Origin of the sequence: Corynebacterium tuberculostearicum SK141 (assembly GCF_000175635.1) — a bacterium.
Lineage (GTDB): Bacteria > Actinomycetota > Actinomycetes > Mycobacteriales > Mycobacteriaceae > Corynebacterium > Corynebacterium tuberculostearicum_C.
This window is the reverse complement of record NZ_ACVP01000012.1, coordinates 73,797-91,676: the sequence shown is the minus strand read 5'-3', so window position 1 is coordinate 91,676 and position 17,880 is coordinate 73,797. Positions and strand designations below refer to the sequence as shown.

General features: G+C 60.7%; 14 protein-coding genes and 1 pseudogene. 6 read left to right on the top strand and 9 right to left on the bottom strand.

The features are described 5' to 3' along the window. Positions 1-66 precede the first annotated feature (66 nt). Positions 67-1,359: pseudogene (locus tag CORTU0001_RS03920) on the top strand (Nramp family divalent metal transporter). A 14-nt stretch (positions 1,360-1,373) separates the two neighbouring features. On the opposite strand, the gene CORTU0001_RS03915 reads toward CORTU0001_RS03920, so the two are convergent. Then, the gene (locus tag CORTU0001_RS03915) at positions 1,374-2,615 is read right to left on the bottom strand and encodes an MFS transporter (protein ID WP_005327544.1); all 1,242 of its coding nucleotides are present in this window, start codon (positions 2,613-2,615) and stop codon (positions 1,374-1,376) included. Between the two features lie 112 nt (positions 2,616-2,727). On the opposite strand from CORTU0001_RS03915, the gene CORTU0001_RS03910 reads away from it, so the two are divergent. Continuing rightward, complete coding sequence (locus CORTU0001_RS03910) at positions 2,728-3,246, top strand: hypothetical protein (RefSeq protein WP_236587076.1); 519 nt, start codon at positions 2,728-2,730, stop codon at positions 3,244-3,246. Here CORTU0001_RS03910 and CORTU0001_RS03905 read toward each other — a convergent pair. The 3 genes from CORTU0001_RS03905 to CORTU0001_RS03895 all read right to left on the bottom strand — a co-directional run bounded on the left by CORTU0001_RS03905 (position 3,243) and on the right by CORTU0001_RS03895 (position 6,893). Further along, positions 3,243-4,085: a hypothetical protein gene (locus tag CORTU0001_RS03905; protein ID WP_005327533.1), complete on the bottom strand. Its 843-nt coding sequence runs from the start codon at positions 4,083-4,085 to the stop codon at positions 3,243-3,245. The two genes, CORTU0001_RS03910 and CORTU0001_RS03905, sit on opposite strands and share 4 nt — an antisense overlap. Before the next feature lie 174 nt (positions 4,086-4,259). Then, entirely contained in the window at positions 4,260-5,108 is an 849-nt protein-coding gene (locus CORTU0001_RS03900; protein WP_005327531.1) for a hypothetical protein, read from the bottom strand. Between the two features lie 81 nt (positions 5,109-5,189). Further along, complete coding sequence (locus tag CORTU0001_RS03895) at positions 5,190-6,893, bottom strand: carboxylesterase/lipase family protein (RefSeq protein WP_005327529.1); 1,704 nt, start codon at positions 6,891-6,893, stop codon at positions 5,190-5,192. A gap of 116 nt (positions 6,894-7,009) precedes the next feature. Here CORTU0001_RS03895 and CORTU0001_RS03890 point away from each other — a divergent pair, with 116 nt between their 5' ends. Both CORTU0001_RS03890 and CORTU0001_RS03885 read left to right on the top strand, forming a co-directional pair. Then, positions 7,010-7,744, top strand: a complete 735-nt coding sequence (locus tag CORTU0001_RS03890; protein ID WP_005323499.1) for a hypothetical protein — start codon at positions 7,010-7,012, stop codon at positions 7,742-7,744. A 177-nt stretch (positions 7,745-7,921) separates the two neighbouring features. After that, positions 7,922-11,644, top strand: coding sequence for a multifunctional oxoglutarate decarboxylase/oxoglutarate dehydrogenase thiamine pyrophosphate-binding subunit/dihydrolipoyllysine-residue succinyltransferase subunit (locus tag CORTU0001_RS03885; RefSeq protein WP_005327527.1), 3,723 nt, complete (start codon positions 7,922-7,924; stop codon positions 11,642-11,644). 452 nt (positions 11,645-12,096) lie between these two features. Here the strand turns inward: CORTU0001_RS03885 and CORTU0001_RS03880 are convergent, their stop codons facing one another. Further along, positions 12,097-12,837, bottom strand: a complete 741-nt coding sequence (locus CORTU0001_RS03880) for a hypothetical protein (RefSeq protein WP_005327525.1) — start codon at positions 12,835-12,837, stop codon at positions 12,097-12,099. Between the two features lie 105 nt (positions 12,838-12,942). Between CORTU0001_RS03880 and CORTU0001_RS03875 the strand changes: the two genes are divergently transcribed. Continuing rightward, positions 12,943-14,073 carry an Mrp/NBP35 family ATP-binding protein gene (locus tag CORTU0001_RS03875; RefSeq protein WP_005327523.1) on the top strand — a complete coding sequence of 377 codons (1,131 nt, stop codon included), beginning with the start codon at positions 12,943-12,945 and terminating at the stop codon, positions 14,071-14,073. 4 nt (positions 14,074-14,077) lie between these two features. On the opposite strand, the gene CORTU0001_RS03870 is transcribed toward CORTU0001_RS03875, so the two are convergent. The 3 genes from CORTU0001_RS03870 to sigE form a co-directional block, all read right to left on the bottom strand. After that, positions 14,078-14,629 (bottom strand): twin-arginine translocase TatA/TatE family subunit, encoded by a 552-nt coding sequence (locus CORTU0001_RS03870; protein ID WP_005327521.1) that lies wholly within the window; start codon positions 14,627-14,629, stop codon positions 14,078-14,080. A gap of 23 nt (positions 14,630-14,652) precedes the next feature. Further along, positions 14,653-15,102 (bottom strand): anti-sigma factor family protein, encoded by a 450-nt coding sequence (locus CORTU0001_RS03865; RefSeq protein WP_034668126.1) that lies wholly within the window; start codon positions 15,100-15,102, stop codon positions 14,653-14,655. A 100-nt stretch (positions 15,103-15,202) separates the two neighbouring features. Then, positions 15,203-15,832 carry an RNA polymerase sigma factor SigE gene (gene sigE / locus CORTU0001_RS03860; RefSeq protein ID WP_005323510.1) on the bottom strand — a complete coding sequence of 210 codons (630 nt, stop codon included), beginning with the start codon at positions 15,830-15,832 and terminating at the stop codon, positions 15,203-15,205. A gap of 151 nt (positions 15,833-15,983) precedes the next feature. Between sigE and CORTU0001_RS03855 the strand changes: the two genes are divergently transcribed. Continuing rightward, positions 15,984-16,631, top strand: a complete 648-nt coding sequence (locus tag CORTU0001_RS03855; RefSeq protein ID WP_005327519.1) for an O-methyltransferase — start codon at positions 15,984-15,986, stop codon at positions 16,629-16,631. Here CORTU0001_RS03855 and glgC read toward each other — a convergent pair. Continuing rightward, positions 16,628-17,845, bottom strand: a complete 1,218-nt coding sequence (glgC, locus tag CORTU0001_RS03850) for a glucose-1-phosphate adenylyltransferase (protein WP_005327517.1) — start codon at positions 17,843-17,845, stop codon at positions 16,628-16,630. The genes CORTU0001_RS03855 and glgC overlap by 4 nt on opposite strands. Positions 17,846-17,880 lie beyond the last annotated feature (35 nt).

The window sequence follows — 17,880 nt, the reverse complement described above, 5'->3', positions numbered from 1 at the left end:
GTTTTCCTGATACTAGGCAGCACTCTCCCTATAGTGATTAGAAACACAATCAATTGAGAGGGTGCTATGAGCCAGACCAGCGAATCGAATTCCGCCCGGCCTGCAGGGGGCAAGCACGACACAGAATCAACCGACCAGACAAAAGTGAAATGGACCCTGGTCGGTCCGGGGCTAGTTGCGGCAGCAACAGGCGTCGGCGCAGCCGACCTAGTTGCCACCATGATTGCCGGTCAACGCTATGGCTACGCACTCCTTTGGGCGGTCATTATCGGAACAATTATGAAAATTGTGCTGGTCGAAGGCGTCGGTCGGTATAGCCTTGCTACCGGAAACACAATGTTTCATGGCTGGCGCGAGTTGGGACGGTGGACTTCCTGGTATTTTGCCCCTTAAATCGTTATTTGGGGTCTTGTCTACGGTGCCGCATCGATGTCCGGCGCTGGTCTCGCCCTTAGCGCTCTTTTCCCAGGTACCAGCCTAGAAATGTGGGCAATTATTGCCGGAATATCCTGCTTTACTCTAACTTGGCTTGGGCGATATCAGCTTTTCGAGAAGCTATCAGCCATCTTGGTCGGAATCATGTTTGTCACCGTGGTGGGTATCGCAGCCATTACGGCTCCGAACCTTCCCGAAGTCATCGGCGGTTTGGTACCGCAGATTCCGGATGGCTCCTTCGTCTACGTGTTGTCCATCGCCGGCGGAGTGGGCGGCACAATCACGCTTGCTGCTTATGGCTACTGGCTGAGAGAAAAGGAATGGTACACGCCAAAATGGATGCAGGTTATGCGCATGGACAATGCAGTGGCTTACGCAGTCACCGGAATTTTTGTCTTGGCTACACTGGCACTGGGCGCTGAACTCCTCTACAGCGCCAACGTCGCGGTCTCCGATAATGATCAGGGTCTCGTTGATATGGCGGACGTTCTCGAGGACCGCTACGGAACGTTCATGTCTAAGTTGTTCATCGTCGGGTTCTTCTCCGCCGCGTTCTCTTCCTGCCTTGGTGTTTGGAACGGTGTATCCCTGATGTTTGCCGACTACATAGGTCACCTCAAAAAGATCCCGCAAGGCGATCCCCGGACCAGTACTGGTGGAAAGTACTACCGCGCTTACCTCATCTGGCTAACTTTCCCACCAATGCTGCTTTTGCTCCTTGGAAAGCCAACCGGACTCATCATCGCCTACGGCGTCCTGGGCGCATTGTTTATGCCGTTCTTAGGCCTTACGCTTTTGGTCCTGCTGAATACCAAACACACCCCGAAACAATGGAGAAACGGTTGGATCGTCAACACGTTGATGGCGGTAATCTCCGTTGCCTTCGTTTACCTTTGCGTTTCCCAATTGGGTGAAATTCTCTAGCCGAGAATACGTGCCTACTTCTCCTGCGGAACTCGCTTCGGCTTGTTCCCCACCCCGGCGTGCGGGTCGCGGCCGAATACCCAGGCAATGATGCCGATGAAGGCGATGGCGCCGCAGACGGTGAAGGCAAGGGGGAAGCCGGAGGCGTCGGCAAGCAGGCCAATGAGCATGGGGCCCAAGATTTGGCCGAAGTCTCCTGCCATCTGGAAGGTGGATAGCACCTTGCCGCCGGAGCGATCATTTCCGACGATGTCACCCACCGCGGCCTGCTGGGAGGGGTTGATTAGCCCGGAAGAGGCGCCGGCGAAGGCAGAGACGAGCAGGAGGAACCACACGCTGGTGGCCATGCCCATGAGCACCATGAAGATGGCGGATCCAACGAGGCCAATGAGGATAAGTGGTTTGCGGCCGTGGATATCGGACCACTTGCCGGAGAACTGCAACACGATGGCGTTGCCGGCTGCAAAGACCGCGAGCGCCAGGCCGGAGGCGGCCGCGCCATTGTGGAAGATGGAGGCGGCAAAAAGCGGCAGGACGGATACGCGCACGCCCATATTGATCCAGCTATGGGCAAAGTTGGAGGTCAGCACCGCGCGGTAGGCAGTATCGCCCCAGGCCTCCTGCAGGCGCATGGGCGGCAGCTTATCCTTGCTGGCTTGTTTGTGGTTGACGCGAGGCATTTGCCACCAGACGACGAACGCGGCTAGTGCCACGCCCACGCCGTAGATGAAAAATGGCCAGCGGAACCCCAGGAAGGACAGGCTGGCACCAAGAACCGGGCCGGCGACGTTACCGAGCAGGAAGGCCGTGGCGTAGGTGGCAGAGCACTTGCCGCGAATCGTCGGCGGAGACATGCGCACGATAAGACCCATGGCGGAGACGGTGAACATGGTCGAGCCAATGCCGGCTAGGGCGCGCAGGGCCACGATGTGCCAGTAGCTTTGCGCAATGGAGACTAGGCCCGTGGTCACCGCGACGGTCATGAGCCCGATGAGATAGACGCGGCGCGAGCCGACGCGATCCACAAGCGATCCGGACATGGGCGCGAAGATAAGGCGCGAGGCGGCGAAGATGGAGACCACAAGGCCCGCGGCAGCCATGGAGACATCAAAGCTCACCACGAACTGCGGAAGCAGCGGGGCGATGAGGCCGTAGCCCAAAGCGATAATAAAGGCGGCCGTGACCATGACCCAGATTTCGCGCGGAATCTTGGGTGCTTCCTCGTGTTCTACTTCCCCACTGCGTGTATTCATCATATCGGCTGCAACTCTAATCCTTGGCGTCAGGGAAAGCTATTTGCGACTTATGTTCGAACATTTGTTTGTTTTTGGTGGGGTTGTGTCCGCGTTGGGTTCTAGTGTGATGGCCATGCACAACGTACAAAAGAAGTTTCCCCAGCCCACCGCAATGAACCTGCCCCAGTCTGCTTCCGAGATTGCGGCGGACTTGCTCTACCACGAATATGACACCATCAATTCCATCGCCGCCATCATGCACCACCCGCGCTCCCTGGCGCGCCCCACTCCCACCTGGCGCCCACCGATAAAGCAACTGCCGACGCCCGCCGGTGGACCGGGCGGAGAGTACTGCATGAGCATTACCCGCCACCGCGTGGGTGCGCGCGTGAAGGCCCGCGTGCGTGGCTTTGGGCAAGACCGCATTCCGGCGTATCTGATTACCATCCGCATTACCGAGAACTTTGGTCAGCCGGTAGATCCAGCTGTGGCCGAGGGCTGGATACGCACGCTCGTGCCGGCAGAGATGGTGGGTGCAGTCCACGAGGTCTCCCGTGGCCCGAATGCCACTTATGTGTGGCTCGTGGATAGCTCCTATCAGCCGGTCCACTCCCCCGAGTCGCTCTTCGCCGGCTTCAGCCAAGCCGCCTAGGCGGTCGCTCGCTGTTGTGTTGACTGCGCAGATGCGTCTGACTCTGCATGCGGGTCAGGCGCGTGGAGCACCTTCTTCATCACCTCGTGGTTGAAGGTCACCGTATAGTGGCGGGCGATTGCCTTTGGCATAAAGCGCAGGACCAAGCAGGCGATGAGGACGGTAAAGACCTTATCCAGAATGTCCGAGGTAAGGCCCTGCAAGATGATGGCCAGGCGCTCGTCTTGGACGATCATCTCGTAGAACTTGGTGAGGTTTTGTGGCCCCTTGCGTGGGTGACCACTGAAGGAAAAGATGAGTACGTACACGCTCATCACGCCGGAGCCGATGCCTATTCCGAGGCCGGAGAAAATGATCCAGGACAGCTTGTTGAATACCCCGCGGCGAGCCAGCAGGCCTACTGCGGCACCGATAAAGATACCTACGGGCGCAAAGGCGAGATTATAGGCAAAGTACGCTCCGCCCAATACGGTGGTGGTAAGCCCCGTGGCCATGCCGAGCACGGGACCGGCGATGATGGCGACGATGGCGGTGCCGACAGCATCGAAGAACATCGGCACCTGCGTGCGCACCGTCAACGAGCCCAACAGCAGGTTGATGGAGGCGCCGAAGATCGGATACAGGAGGATGCAGTTAGGCACCAGCCCATGCTGCGAGGTATATAGCAGCACCGCGGCCGCTAGGAGGAGGACCCAGACGCTGGCGGTCAGGTAGGACTCGAAAGTCATATTTACCGTGGAGTACACCCCAAAGACGGTGCATAACCACGCGGCAAGCGAGAGTGCCACGGCTACTACAACAAAGACGTAGCGCCACGTGGTATCGCGGGTCATCGCCATGGTCTTCTCCTCCTCACAAGGCTAGGTTTAGGGCGGATTTCCAGCTGCAGGCTGGGGATGCCCTAAAGCCTAATTGGCGGCGCGCGAAAGTAGCAACACAAAAGGGCCCCTAAAACGGGAAAGGCCCAGCCCGGCCGCGGAAGGCGGCGGGGCTGGGCTATGGGAAGGCCGGGATTACTTTTCGTCGGCTGCGGGGGCGTCGGATTCGTCGTCCAGGTCGGCATCGTCGCCGTCGAAGTAGTCCTCGTCTTCGTCCTCGTCGTCTTCGCCGAAGATGTCGTAGACGTCAGGCTCTTCGTAGTCTTCGTCATCGAAGGAAACGAGCTGTGCTTCCCAGTCCAGGGCCTGCTCGGAGACGAGGCCTAGGACATCAAAGAGGCGATCGAAGTCGGTGTAGGTGCCAAGCTCAAGGGCCTCGGCGGGAACCTCCACGATGGGAACATCATCAAACTCGGCGTTATCAAAGAGGGCGAGGCGGTCAGCCTCGTCGAGGTCCTCATCCTCTTCGTCCACTTCCCAGGCGAGGGCGACTGCCTCATCCTCCATGTCATCGAGATCGTCTTCGTCGAAGTCGAAGGCAAGGAAGCGCACGATGGCGGACGGGACGCCGTCGATGGTTTCCACGAGCACGCGCAGCTCCGAGTCATTGGCCACTTCAGCCACGACGAGGTGCGGGTTGAGCTCATCTTGGGCAAATTCCAGTTCCGCGATGCGCTCATCGGTGCCCTCCAGCAGGTCCCGCAGGACGGTGACGACCTGGTCGGTGGCGATGTGGCGGGATACCGCCTCCACGGCATCATCTACCGAGAAGGCGACGGAGACAAGGACTGCCTCGAATTCCTCATCGTCTTCATCAACATCCGCCGCGGCAATGTAGACGTTCGCGGCGGGGAGAAGCGGATCGATTTCAATAAATTGGATTTCCAGATCAGAGGTGATTGGAACGAACATGACGTCATCGTTGACGCGGGACTCGATGCCCTCGGCATCCAATGCAGAAGCAATATCTTCGAAAAAGCTCATGGTGGTTTAAAATCCATCCTTCGGAAGCAGAGGTTCCCACGGTAGGCAAGCCGCCGCCCGCGGTCACTGTGGAGTCTACCGTTATTCCCACCCGGATGGTTGGAAGCCCAAAGATCTCACCAGCTCCGGGCGCCCACTTCCCCACTCCAACATGCGGTAGCCCTCCCAGGCTTGCCGCTTGAGCTCGTGCGGGGCGTGCTCAATATAGGCCTCGGCATCGAAGATCATGGTGGCGCGCTGAGTGGACCCGTAGCGCGGCCAACTCATCTCCGGGCGGCCGCCGTGGATAAAGGCAGACCAGTGTTGCTGCATGGTGGCAGTAAGTTCCTCCATCTCCGCGCGCGAGCCCCAATTGGTAAGGAAAGATGCGCGCGAGGAGTAAGGGTCACCGAAGACATTGCCCAGCTCCATCGAGTGCATGGCACCGAGGCCCAACCACTTGAGCACGGCAGAGGCGAAGTCGAAGCGATACATCCACGTGGGTGCCACTTTGGCATGGGCGGTGGCGATGCGGGTGGAAGGTGCCCAAAAGAGGGCGTCGGCAAGCAGGTGCGCAAAGTCCTCCCGGGCCACCGCCCCGTCATAGGCAGCGACGACCTCGGGGGCGTGCTGGGGATCGAAGGAAGCCAGGAGGCGCAAGGCGGCGCGCTCGCGGGAGCTTTGGCGCTGGAAGAGGAATTTGCCAAAGCTAGCCTCGTCCGAGTTCGTGCCGATGAGCAGCGGAATCTGGTGCTGGTGCCCGTTTTCAAAGGCGGCGATGGGGTGTTCCGGAATGAGCTCATCATCCACCGTGGGCGCGTAGCAGGAATTGAGGTGAATGAGCTCGCCGGCCCGCCACATCATGGATTGGCCCGAGCGCACCAGATCGGCAAAGTTTTCCTGGCGCAGGTCCTCCACCGAGGTGCGCCGGGGCAAGGCCATGCGGTGCACCAGCTCGCGCGCCCACAAGGTGGACTGGGCGCGGGAATGGATCATGGCAATCGGCGGGGACTGGGCAATAGCGCGGTGGAAGAGGCCTTCCGCGGCCGGGCTCGTCATGAGGGTGAGCACCGCCGCGCCACCGGCCGACTCGCCCATCAGGGTGACGGAATCAGGATCGCCGCCAAAGGCTGCGATATTGTCGCGCACCCACTGCAGCGCCAGGATCTGATCGGCCACCGCCGGGTTAGCGCTGCAGTCCCCGCCCAGGCTGCGCAGATCCAAATAGCCCAGGGAGTTGAGGCGGAAGTTAATGGATACGTAGACCACGTCCATGCGGGTGGCCAGCTCAAAACCGCGGAGCATAAGCATGTGAGAGGAGCCCATGATAAAGCTGCCGCCGTGCAGGTAGACCACCACGGGAAGCTTCTCTTCGGTGCGCGGGCGCACGATGTCGAGGTGCAGGCAGTCCTCGGAGCCGATAATGCGGTCGGTCCAGGAATACGTGGGCTGCGGGGCCGGTGGGCCGAACTGGCTGCAATCGCGCACACCCTCCCAAGCCGGTGCGGGCTGCGGGGCGCGGAAGCGGTTGTCCCCGGCGGTGGTATCACCAAACGGGATGCCGCGCCAGGTAAGCACCGGCCCGGCGCTAATGGGGCGATCGGTGCGCAGGTCCTCCTCTATAACGCCGCGCACCCACCCAGAGGTAGTGCGCACGGTGAGCTCATCTGCCAGGGCGTTTTGGGCCTCTTCGTGCGCGCGGCGGGCGCGTTCGTGGGCCTGCTCCGCTTTAAGGCGCGCCGCCGCAGAAGACTCCTCCAGAGGGAAACCCTCGGAGTCGCGGTTGTTCTCGTGCGGCGTAACCATACCCACTAGCTTAGGTCGCTTGCATGCCCTCGGCGATCTCGTTGCGGCGCGGCGGCGCATTAATAGAGCCTTTACTATGCTGGGCGCAGATAAGTTTTAGCGAAAGAGAAGGAAAAATGGGTCTATTTACTAAAGACAAAAAGGACAACTCCGCCGAGGTCGACACCGTCGATACCTATGACATCGATCCGGAAGATACCAACCGCTTTACCTCCGCGCTCCTCAATTCCCTGGACCGCGCAGTGGCCGTGCAGTCCGGCGTCATCATCAAGTACGTCGAGAACTTAAAGAAGCGTAATAAGGACGCGAGCCCGCAGCAGCTACAGGAGCTCATTGACAAGCACTTCCTTAATATCACCTCCGGCACGGGTGCGGCCGCGGGCGCTTCCGCTGCCATCCCAGGTGTTGGCTTGGTAACCGGCGCAGCTACCATCGCCGGCGAATCCGTGGTCTTTTTGGAGGCGACCGCGTGGTACATCTTGGCTTCGGCCTACCTGCATGGCGATGACATCAAGTCCCCCGAGCGCCGCCGCGCCCTTGTACTTTTGGTGCTGACCGGTTCGAAGGGCTCCGCTTTGGTGGATACCTTTGTGGGTGATCTCAATAGCGTGGCGGGCATGCGCTCGGCCGCTAGCCTGTCCCGTTTCTCCGGCCCGACGCTGTCTGGAATCAACGGCCGCCTGACCAAGCTTTTTACCAAGCAGATCACCAAGCGCCTGGAGTGGGCGTGGATCAGCAAGCTCATGCCCATGGGCATCGGCGCCGTGCTCGGCACTACCGCCAACCGCAAGCTGGCCAAGCAGGTCATCGAGCACGCCAGCGAGCAGCTTTCTCCCCTCACCCAAGCCTAGGGGTAGCCGGGAACCGATAAGTGGGGCAATTGATACCCCTAACATAGTGAGTTTAGGGGTATGACCCGTATCATGTAGGCAGACTCTTTGGCGAGTGACGCATGCGCTCGTGCAAAGGCCGCACTAAAGTCGAATAAACGACCATTTTAAAGCAGAGAAATGAGGCGAATACCTGCCGTGAGCACATCGAATATCTTCGGCCCCAATGCGTGGCTGATAGACGAGCAGTTCCAGCAGTACTCCAAGGACCCTAGCTCCGTAGATAAGGAGTGGCGCGACTACTTCGAAGCAAACGGCGCGCCCAAGTCTGAGGCACCTGCCAAGGAAGCCCCGAAGAAGCCGTCTAAGCCTGCCGCGAAGAAGACTGAGGGTACGACTACCGCCCGCAAGCAGGAGGCCCGCGAGACCAACGTGGATAAGTCCGTGGCCAAGGCGCAGGAAAAGTCCGCTAAGGCCAAGCAGTCCGTGAAGAAGTCCGAGTCCCCGCTCGACCGCATCGAAGACTACAAGGGCGGCGAGGAGCACCAGCTCAAGGGCATGTTCAAGGCCATTGCGAAGAACATGGAGGAATCCCTGGAGATTCCTACCGCTACCACCGTGCGCGATATGCCGGTCAAGCTCATGTGGGAAAACCGCTCCATGATCAATGACCACCTCAAGCGCACTCGCGGTGGCAAGATCTCCTTTACCCACATCATCGGCTACGCCATGGTTAAGGCCGTACAGCTGCACCCTGACATGAACGTGCGCTACGAGGAAAAGGATGGCAAGCCTTATGTCATCCAGCCGGAGCACATTAACCTGGGTTTGGCCATTGACCTGCCGCAGAAGGATGGCTCCCGCGCGTTGGTCGTCGCCGCCATCAAGGAGTGCGAGAGCAAGTCCTTCTCCGAGTTTGTTGAGGCCTACGAGGACATCGTTACCCGTTCTCGCAAGAACAAGCTCACCATGGATGACTTCTCTGGTGTGACCATTAACCTCACCAACCCAGGCGGCATCGGCACCCGCCACTCCATCGCCCGCCTGACCAAGGGCGCCGGCTCCATCATTGGCGTGGGCTCCATGGATTACCCGGCCGAGTTCGCCGGTGCTTCCGCGGACCGCTTGGCAGACCTGGGCGTCGGCCGCCTGGTTACCCTGACCTCCACCTATGACCACCGCGTCATCCAGGGTGCAGAGTCCGGCGAATTCTTGCGTACCATTGGCCAGCTGCTTGTCGACGGCGCCTTTTGGGACGACCTCTTCTCCTCCATGGGCGTGCCTTATGAGCCGTTGCGTTGGGCACAGGACGTGCCGAACTCCGGCGTGGACAAGAACACCCGCGTCATGCAGCTCATCGAGTCCTACCGCTCCCGCGGCCACCTGCTGGCCGATACCAACCCGCTGGGCTGGGTACAGCCGGGCCTGCCTAACCCGGACCACCGCGACCTCGACATCGCGACCCACGGCCTGACCATTTGGGATCTGGACCGCACCTTCAACGTCGGTGGCTTTGGCGGCAAGGAGCAGATGACCCTGCGCGAGGTGCTGTCCCGCCTGCGCGCCGCCTACACCCTGAAGGTCGGCTCCGAATACACCCACATCCTCGACCGCGATGAGCGCGGCTGGCTGCAGGACCGCTTGGAGGCGGGTATGCCGAAGCCGACCAACGCGGAGCAGAAGTACATCTTGCAGAAGGTCAATGCCGCAGAAGCATTCGAGAACTTCCTGCAGACCAAGTACGTGGGCCAGAAGCGCTTCTCCCTCGAGGGCGCCGAGACCCTCATCCCGCTGCTGGATTCCATCATCGATACCGCCGCCGGCCAGGATCTGGACGAGGTCGTCATCGGCATGCCGCACCGCGGCCGCCTCAACGTCCTGTTCAATATCGTGGGCAAGCCACTGGCCGATATCTTCGGCGAGTTCGACGGCAACTACAAGGGCGGCCAGCTCGGCGGCTCCGGTGACGTGAAGTACCACCTGGGCTCCGAGGGCCACCACCTGCAGATGTTTGGCGATGGCGAAATCAAGGTCACCCTCGCCGCCAACCCATCCCACCTTGAGGCCGTGGATCCGGTCATGGAGGGCATCGCCCGCGCTAAGCAGGACATCTTGGACAAGGGTCCAGAGGGCCACACCGTTGTTCCAGTCATGCTCCATGGTGATGCTTCCTTCACCGGCCTGGGCATTGTTCAGGAGACCATCAACCTGTCCCAGCTGCGCGGTTACACCAACGGCGGCACCGTCCACATCGTGGTCAACAACCAGGTGGGCTTCACCACCACCCCGGACTCCGGCCGCTCTACCCACTACGCCACCGACCTGGCCAAGGGCTTCGACTGCCCGGTCTTCCACGTCAACGGCGATGACCCAGAGGCAGTTGTCTGGGTTGGTCAGATGGCAGCCGAGTACCGCCGCCAGTTTGGCAAGGACGTCTTCATTGACCTGATGGTCTACCGCCTGCGCGGTCACAACGAGGCCGATGACCCGTCCATGACTCAGCCGGAGCTCTACTCCGTCATCGACGAGCACAAGGCAGTGCGCGAGCACTACACCAACGACCTCATCGGCCGTGGTGACCTTTCCGCCGAGGACGCTGAGGCAGCCGCACGCGACTTCCACGACCAGATGGAATCCGTCTTTGCTGAGCACAAGGAAGCTGGCAAGGCCCGCCCGAAGGAGCAGACCGGCATCACCTCCTCCCAGGAGCTCACCCGCGGCCTGGATACCTCCATTACCGCTGAGGAACTCGCCGAGCTGGGTGCCGCTTATGGCAACCCACCAGAGGACTTCGAGTACCACAAGCGCGTGGGCAAGGTAGCCAAGGAGCGCGAGAAGTCCTCCCGCGAGGGCGGCATCGACTGGGGCTGGGGCGAGCTCATCGCTTTCGGTTCCCTGGCCGGCGAGGGCAAGGTTGTCCGCCTGGCTGGTGAGGATTCCCGTCGCGGTACCTTCACCCAGCGCCACGCCGTCACCTTCGATCCACGCAACGGCAACGAGTACAACCCGATGCACGCCATCGCCACCTCCAAGGGCAACGGCGGCAAGTTCATGGTTTATAACTCCGCTCTGACCGAGTTCGCCGGCATGGGCTTCGAGTACGGCTACACCGTGGGCAACCCAGACGCTCTCGTGGCTTGGGAGGCACAGTTCGGTGACTTCGCCAACGGCGCCCAGACCATCATCGACGAGTACATCTCCTCCGGTGAGGCGAAGTGGGGCCAGCTGTCCAGCCTGGTACTCCTCCTGCCGCACGGCTACGAGGGCCAGGGCCCAGACCACTCCTCCGCCCGCATCGAGCGCTACCTGCAGCTGTGCGCTGAGGGTTCCATGACCGTGGCTCAGCCTTCTACCCCGGCTAACCACTTCCACCTCCTGCGCCGCCAGGCACTCGGTGAAATGAAGCGCCCGCTGGTCGTCTTCACCCCGAAGTCCATGCTGCGCAACAAGGCAGCTACCTCCGCCGTGGAAGACTTCACCGAGGTCAAGCGCTTCCAGTCCGTTATCAACGACCCGAACTTCGTTGACGTCAACGGCAAGAAGGTCGGCGATACCGACAAGGTCAAGACCATCATGCTGGTCTCCGGCAAACTGTACTGGGATCTGGAAAAGAAGCGCGAGGCCGACGGCCGCGATGACATCGCCATCGTCCGCGTGGAGATGCTCCACCCGATTCCGTTCAACCGCCTGCGCGAGGCATTCGAGGCTTACCCGAATGCCACCCAGGTCCGCTTCGTTCAGGACGAGCCGGCCAACCAGGGCCCATGGCCGTTCTACAACGAGCACCTGCGCACCCTGATTCCGGATATGCCGGAGCTGGTACGCGTTTCCCGCCGTGCTCAGTCCTCTACTGCCACCGGTAACGCCAAGGTGCACCAGATTGAGCAGAAGAACCTGCTGGAAGAGGCCTTCGACATCTAGTCGCCTCTACCCCGTTTAAACCCCAGTGAGGACCTCCTCGCTGGGGTTTACTCATGCCGACGTCAGCATTAGTAAAACTTCAGTTCTTGCTTCTGCCGGAGCACTCCCTCGGCGTTCTTGCCCTCTCACGTCTTTTCTCATCTCCGATTCCTTCGCGCTCACCAGCGGAACACTGTTGTCTTGGCGGTCGCTTTCCCATGAGCGCCAAGGGAGCGGGTTAAGAAGTAACGCGCTTACTCGATATGTCCAATCGTGTCGCGGATGCTTGTCACTCAAACCCGGGAGCAATGAAAAGCACTAGCGTCGGTATTCACGAGCCCAGAATGGTTCCATATCGAGTCACACGTGTCCTTGATCCTGTGGAGGTGTTGGTCTGCCGGTTGCTAACCATCAGGAGCTCCAAGTTGCCAACAAGCCCGGGAAACTCACACAAACCTGCCAACGGTCAAATATTAAGAACCAGTGAGATTCGACCCGCCGGAAGAATCGGAGTCGCCTTCTTCATGGGCGATGTCGCCACCGGAGGAATTCATCCAGGAGCGTACGACCTTCTCCGCGCTGGAGTCGTCGTTTTCTACCTCTTCGACCATGTCAGAGAGATCTTTTTGGGTAATGAACTTAGTCAGCGAGGCCACGGCCTGGCGCTCTTCGCGGTCGAAAAGATCGTCTTGATAGAGCACCACGAAATTCTCTGGCAACTCGGGCTCAGCCTCCTCGCAGCCGCTGGCACCGGAAGGCTCGACCGTGGTGGTATCCGTGGGCAAGCTCGACATGAGCGCAATGTGGGTGCGGGCCAGGTAGTCCTCCCCGCCGGGCTCGGAGGATTTCTGTGCCTTCTTGTAATCCTTAGAAATCGCCCGCGCCTCACCGGGGTTAAGGATATTAAGGAACGCGCCGGTGCAGCCTACATAGAAATTGCCGCCCGGGTTCATGGAACGCCCACCCTTGGTGTCTAGGAAAATGTCTTCCTTCACAATGGACGCCTCGCGGCCCTGCCCCATCAGCTCCTGGCGGAAGATTTCCGCAAGGACAAGCTGGTCGGTCTCATTGGTATCCACCAAAATGCCGATGGGCTCGCTCTGGGGGCTCTTGGCAAAAGGGTTGGCATCGAACTGGGAAGAGCAGCCGGTAAGCAGCGTTGCGGACAGCACCACACCGGCAATGGCGCGGGCGGGGCGGGCAAAGCTGCGCATAGCGATACTCTTCTCCTTTTAGTTAGCGGCGCGTGAGCGTCTAGCTGATTCTACACCGAGGGCGTGTTTACCTCCTGTTGCGGCGTGACTAAGATGGCAAGGGTTATGTCTAGCGTTATTACTGAATCCGCCGTACGCGAGGCACTCTCCCGCGTCGAAGACCCCGAAATCGGCCGCCCCATCACCGAACTCAACATGGTGAAGTCCGTTACCGTCACCGGTAATGACGTGGCCGTGGAAATCTACCTCACCATCGCTGGCTGCCCCATGAAATCCACCATCGAGTCCAATACCCGCGCTGCGGTAGAGGATATCGAGGGCGTTGGAAACGTCACGGTGACGATGGAAGCCATGAGCGACGAGCAGCGCCGCGAGCTGAAGAAGAAGCTGCGCGGTGGCCAAGCCGAGCCGGAAATCCCATTTGCAAAGCCAGATTCCACCACTCGCGTTTTCGCGCTGGCCTCCGGTAAGGGCGGCGTAGGCAAGTCCTCCATGACCGTCAACCTTGCCGCGGCATTGGTCCAGAAGGGCCTCAAGGTTGGCATCGTGGACGCCGATATTTACGGCCACTCCGTACCCAACCTGCTGGGCTGCACCGACGGCCCCACCGTGCTCGATGATGAGATGCTGCTGCCGCCGATTTCTCATGGCATTAAGCACATTTCCATCGGTCAGTTTGTGGAGGGTAATGCCCCGGTAGTCTGGCGCGGCCCCATGCTCCACCGCGCGCTACAGCAATTCCTGGCTGACGTTTTCTGGGGCGACCTCGACGTGCTGCTCTTGGATCTGCCTCCGGGCACTGGCGACGTCGCCTTGTCCGTAGCCCAGCTCATCCCGAATGCGGAGCTACTCATTGTCACCACCCCGCAGGCCGCGGCGGCCGAGGTGGCAGAGCGCGCCGGATCCATCTCCCAGCAGACCCGCCAGCGCGTGGCCGGCGTAATTGAAAACATGGGCGCCATGGTGATGCCGGATGGCTCCACCATGGATGTCTTTGGCTCTGGCGGCGGACAGATTGTGGCCGATCGCCTAGGCGTCATCTTGGGCCATGAGGTGCCACTGCTGGCCTCCGTGCCGTTGGATCCCACCCTGCGCAGCGGTGGCGATGCCGGCACACCGATTGTTCTCGATTCCCCCGAGTCCCCCGCCGCCCAACAGATCCAGGCAGTGGCCGATAAGCTGGCCATACGTTCTGATTCCCTGGTGGGCAAAAACCTCAACTTGGGCGTGAACTAACGCCTTAGGTTACATCGCCCCACAAGCCGCCGCCGGTGGATTCTTCCCCACCACGTGGCGGCTTTTTCTCTGGCGCGGGCTGCTCCGTTGGCTGGGGCGCTTGAGGGCGTTGCTGAGGCTCTGGCTGCGGCTGCTCGGCATAGACCTGGGAGTAGTCGAAGCTCGGGCGGCGCTGCTGCTGCGGTTGAGGCTGCGGCTGTTCCTCCGGCTCCTGTGGCGCGGTAGCGGTCTTGACGTTTTCTGCCATTTTCTTGGGGTTGAAATCGTCCCAGGCGGAATCGTCGCCGTCGAAAAGCGCCTTGGTAATTGCGCCCTTCGGGCCGAGGCGCGTCCACTGGGCTGCTTGGGTGAGCGGGCCGCGGATATCATCGAATTCCGAGGTAATCGACCCCATCTCGCCATTGAGCTCCGCTTTGGCGTTATTGATGGCCTTGCGCGCCGCGTAGATGGCCGCGCGCACATCCTTAATCACCTCGGGCATGCGCTCCGGGCCGATGACGATGATGCCCAAAACCACGATGACGAAAATCTCGGGCCAACCAATGGAAGAAAACACGGTTAAATACTAGTCCCTCACTCTTAGCCGCGCTGATTGTGCTTGATTGCGCGAACCACCATCTCCACCTTGTCCAAAAAATCCTGCTGCGGCCGGTGCACGGGCGTTGCCGCATCCGGCCCGGGCGCAACCTCTTCGGTGGCAATGCCCGCGAGCTTTGCCAGCAGGGATTGCGGCGCCTTGACCTTAGCGGAATCCGCGCAGTGGCGAACCCACTCTGAGGCATGGCGCTGCTGGTGCACATCCGCGCGGCACTCGGCGCAGTGCACCAAGTGGATGCGCACGCGGTGCATGAATTTCGGCTCCATCTCCCCGTCTACGAAGGCAACGACAGCCTCTGGGCCGAGGTGCCCGATGGTATCGCTGCGCCGAGCCTTGGCTTTCGCCTTATCGCGGGCTTTGGCCTGGGCGGCATCGAATCCGCCGCGCACGCTCAGCGTGGACACGGTCCGGCGTCCTCGCAGCGAGTCCATCGACACCCTCCTCCACTAGTTGCTTGGCCTTCAGTGACACGGAAAGTCCCCGCCGGCGGCGGGGACTATGCAGTTTCTTTAGAGTTTAGCGCGCGATGGTTTAACGCGTGCGCAGCAGCATGCGGGTTTCCGCATTGGTTTGCGCCTCTTTTTCGAGCGCCGCACGCAGCTGGGAACGGCCACGGTGGATGCGGGAGCGAACCGTACCCATCTTGACGCCGAGGGTCTCCGCAATCTCGTCATAGCTCATACCTACGACATCACACAGCACCACGGCCACGCGGAAATCGGGAGCCAAGCCATCGAGCGCGGATTGCAGCGCCGGGTCCAGGTTGGCCACGGTATAGGCCTGCTCCGGGGTCATATCCGTTCCGGGCACGCGCTCATAATCCTCCGGCAGGGCCTCCATGCGGATCTTGGAGCGATGGCGAACCATGTCCAAGAAGAGGTTGGTGGTAATGCGGTGCAACCAGCCTTCAAACGTACCGGCCTGATACTTATCCAGGGAGCGGAAGACGCGCATGAAGGTTTCCTGGGTCAGGTCCTCTGCATCGTGCTGGTTGCCGGAGAGGCGATACGCCAAGCGGTAGACGCCATCGGCGTGTTCGGCCACGAGGTCACCCCAGGCTGGCATGTCGGCTTCGCCGGCATCGAACGCCGCGGTACCGGTCAACTCCGCCTCAGGGGTGGCGGGCTGAAGGGATTCGGCATCGCGCTTCGTTGTTGTCATGCATGTCATCTTTCTACACTTCATGGTGAAACTCCAGCCACAGTGCTGATAATTTCCTGTGAGTCCGTCACATTATCCCCACCCACCACAACCTCGCTGGCTAGGCGCGTTTTTGCCACATCGGCGGACACTTTTCCCTAAGGTCTATTACGTGACTACTACCGCATATGAAGCACTGCGTTCCTATATCGAGACCACCAGCGAGCCCTCCGCTGCCCTGCGTGGCGCGCGCGACCACGCCGAAGAGTACGGTCTGCCCGTTCCAGATGAATCAACGGGCCAGCTGCTCACCACGCTGACGGCCGCCTCGGCCGGCTCTACCGAACGCCCCCAGTCCGTGGCGATCACCCCGGCCGCCAATGTGGTAGGCCTCTACCTGCTTGCCGGCATGCCCGATAATGGCATCTTGACCTGCATCGACCCCGAGGCTGAACACCAGCGCAGCGCCAAGACCGCCTTCCGCGAGGCGGGCTATGCGCCCTCGCGCGGCCGCTTCCTGCCGTCCCGCCCACTCGAAGTCATGGGCCGCCTGGCTAATGACGCCTACCAGGTCATCTACGCCGACGTCGCCGCGCTCGAGCTCCCCGCCATCATCAAGGCCGCGTGGCCACTGCTGCACCAGGGCGGCACCCTGGTCTTGGCTAATTCTTTGCTCGATGGCACGCTTGCCGACGCCTCCCGGACCGACCGCGACACCGCCGCCGCCCGCGAAGCAGACGAGTACCTGCGCGAGCTCGAGGGCGCAAACGTCACCCGCTTGCCGCTGGGGTCCGGGCTCACCCTCGTAACGAAGCTCTAGACCTTCTGGTTTTTGCCGACGACAACCACGCCGCCGTCAGAAACCTTGAAGCGCTCCTCATCGCGCTCACGGTCCACGCCGATAATTGCGCCATCGCTGACGACGACGTTCTTATCGAGGATCGCGCGGCGCACCACCGCACCACGGCCGATGCGCACGCCCGGCAGGATGACCGATCCTTCGACCGTGGCACCATCGGCCACGTGGACATCGGACGCCAGCACGGAATTGCGCACCGTGCCGCCGGAAATAATACAGCCCGGCGCCACCATCGAGGACTGCGCGATGCCATTTTGCACGAACTTCGCCGGCGGGAAATTGGAGTCATCCGTGGAGTGAATCGGCCAATTCCGGTTATAGAGGTTAAAGATCGGGTGCACCGAAATCATGTCCATGTGCGCTTCGTAGAAGGAATCGATGGTGCCCACGTCGCGCCAGTAGCCGTGATCGCGTTCGGTAGATCCCGGCACTTCATTGGCCATGAAGTCATAGACATGCGCCTGCCCACGCTTCACAAAGTACGGAATAATATCGCCGCCCATATCGTGGGCGGAGTCCTCGTTCTTTTCGTCCTCCAAGAGGGCGTCAATAAGCGCCTGCGCCGTAAAGACATAGTTGCCCATCGAGGCATAGCTCATATTTGGGTCATCCGGAGTGGCCGGTGGGTCCGCAGGCTTTTCCACGAACTCCGTGATGGTTCCCATGCCATCGGCCTGGATGCATCCAAAGGCCGTTGCCTCCTCGCGCGGCACGCGAATGCCGGCCACCGAGCAATCCAGCCCCGTGGCGATGTGCTCTTCTACCATCTGCGCCGGATCCATGCGGTAGACGTGGTCTGCGCCGAAGACGATGACGTAATCCGGTTTCTCGTCATAGATGAGGTTAAGCGACTGCACAATGGCATCCGCCGAACCGTTGTACCACCGCTTGCCGCGGCGCTGCTGGGCAGGCACCGAGGCAATGTACTGCGGCGTCGGCCCCGCCAAGTTCCATGCCTGGGAAATGTGGCGGTCCAGGGAGTGGGACTTGTACTGGGTCAGCACCGCAATCTTGAGGTAGCCGGCATTGACCAGATTGGACAGGACAAAGTCAATGAGCCGGTAGGAACCTCCGAAAGGCACGGCGGGTTTGGCGCGGTCTTCGGTCAGGGGAAAAAGGCGCTTTCCCTCGCCGCCGGCGAGGACGATGGCTAGGACATTTGGCAGGCTTCTCACGTTTTCAAACCTAACCGCAAATCCCACATTTCGCA

What these genes read in the sequence shown, in the direction of transcription:
- CORTU0001_RS03915 (WP_005327544.1), bottom strand. Translation starts at nt 2,615, where the DNA reads ATGATGAATACACGCAGTGGGGAAGTAGAACACGAGGAAGCACCCAAG.
- CORTU0001_RS03910 (WP_236587076.1), top strand. Translation starts at nt 2,728, where the DNA reads ATGCACAACGTACAAAAGAAGTTTCCCCAGCCCACCGCAATGAACCTG.
- CORTU0001_RS03905 (WP_005327533.1), bottom strand. Translation starts at nt 4,085, where the DNA reads ATGGCGATGACCCGCGATACCACGTGGCGCTACGTCTTTGTTGTAGTA.
- CORTU0001_RS03900 (WP_005327531.1), bottom strand. Translation starts at nt 5,108, where the DNA reads ATGAGCTTTTTCGAAGATATTGCTTCTGCATTGGATGCCGAGGGCATC.
- CORTU0001_RS03895 (WP_005327529.1), bottom strand. Translation starts at nt 6,893, where the DNA reads ATGGTTACGCCGCACGAGAACAACCGCGACTCCGAGGGTTTCCCTCTG.
- CORTU0001_RS03890 (WP_005323499.1), top strand. Translation starts at nt 7,010, where the DNA reads ATGGGTCTATTTACTAAAGACAAAAAGGACAACTCCGCCGAGGTCGAC.
- CORTU0001_RS03880 (WP_005327525.1), bottom strand. Translation starts at nt 12,837, where the DNA reads ATGCGCAGCTTTGCCCGCCCCGCCCGCGCCATTGCCGGTGTGGTGCTG.
- CORTU0001_RS03875 (WP_005327523.1), top strand. Translation starts at nt 12,943, where the DNA reads ATGTCTAGCGTTATTACTGAATCCGCCGTACGCGAGGCACTCTCCCGC.
- CORTU0001_RS03865 (WP_034668126.1), bottom strand. Translation starts at nt 15,102, where the DNA reads ATGGACTCGCTGCGAGGACGCCGGACCGTGTCCACGCTGAGCGTGCGC.
- sigE (WP_005323510.1), bottom strand. Translation starts at nt 15,832, where the DNA reads ATGACAACAACGAAGCGCGATGCCGAATCCCTTCAGCCCGCCACCCCT.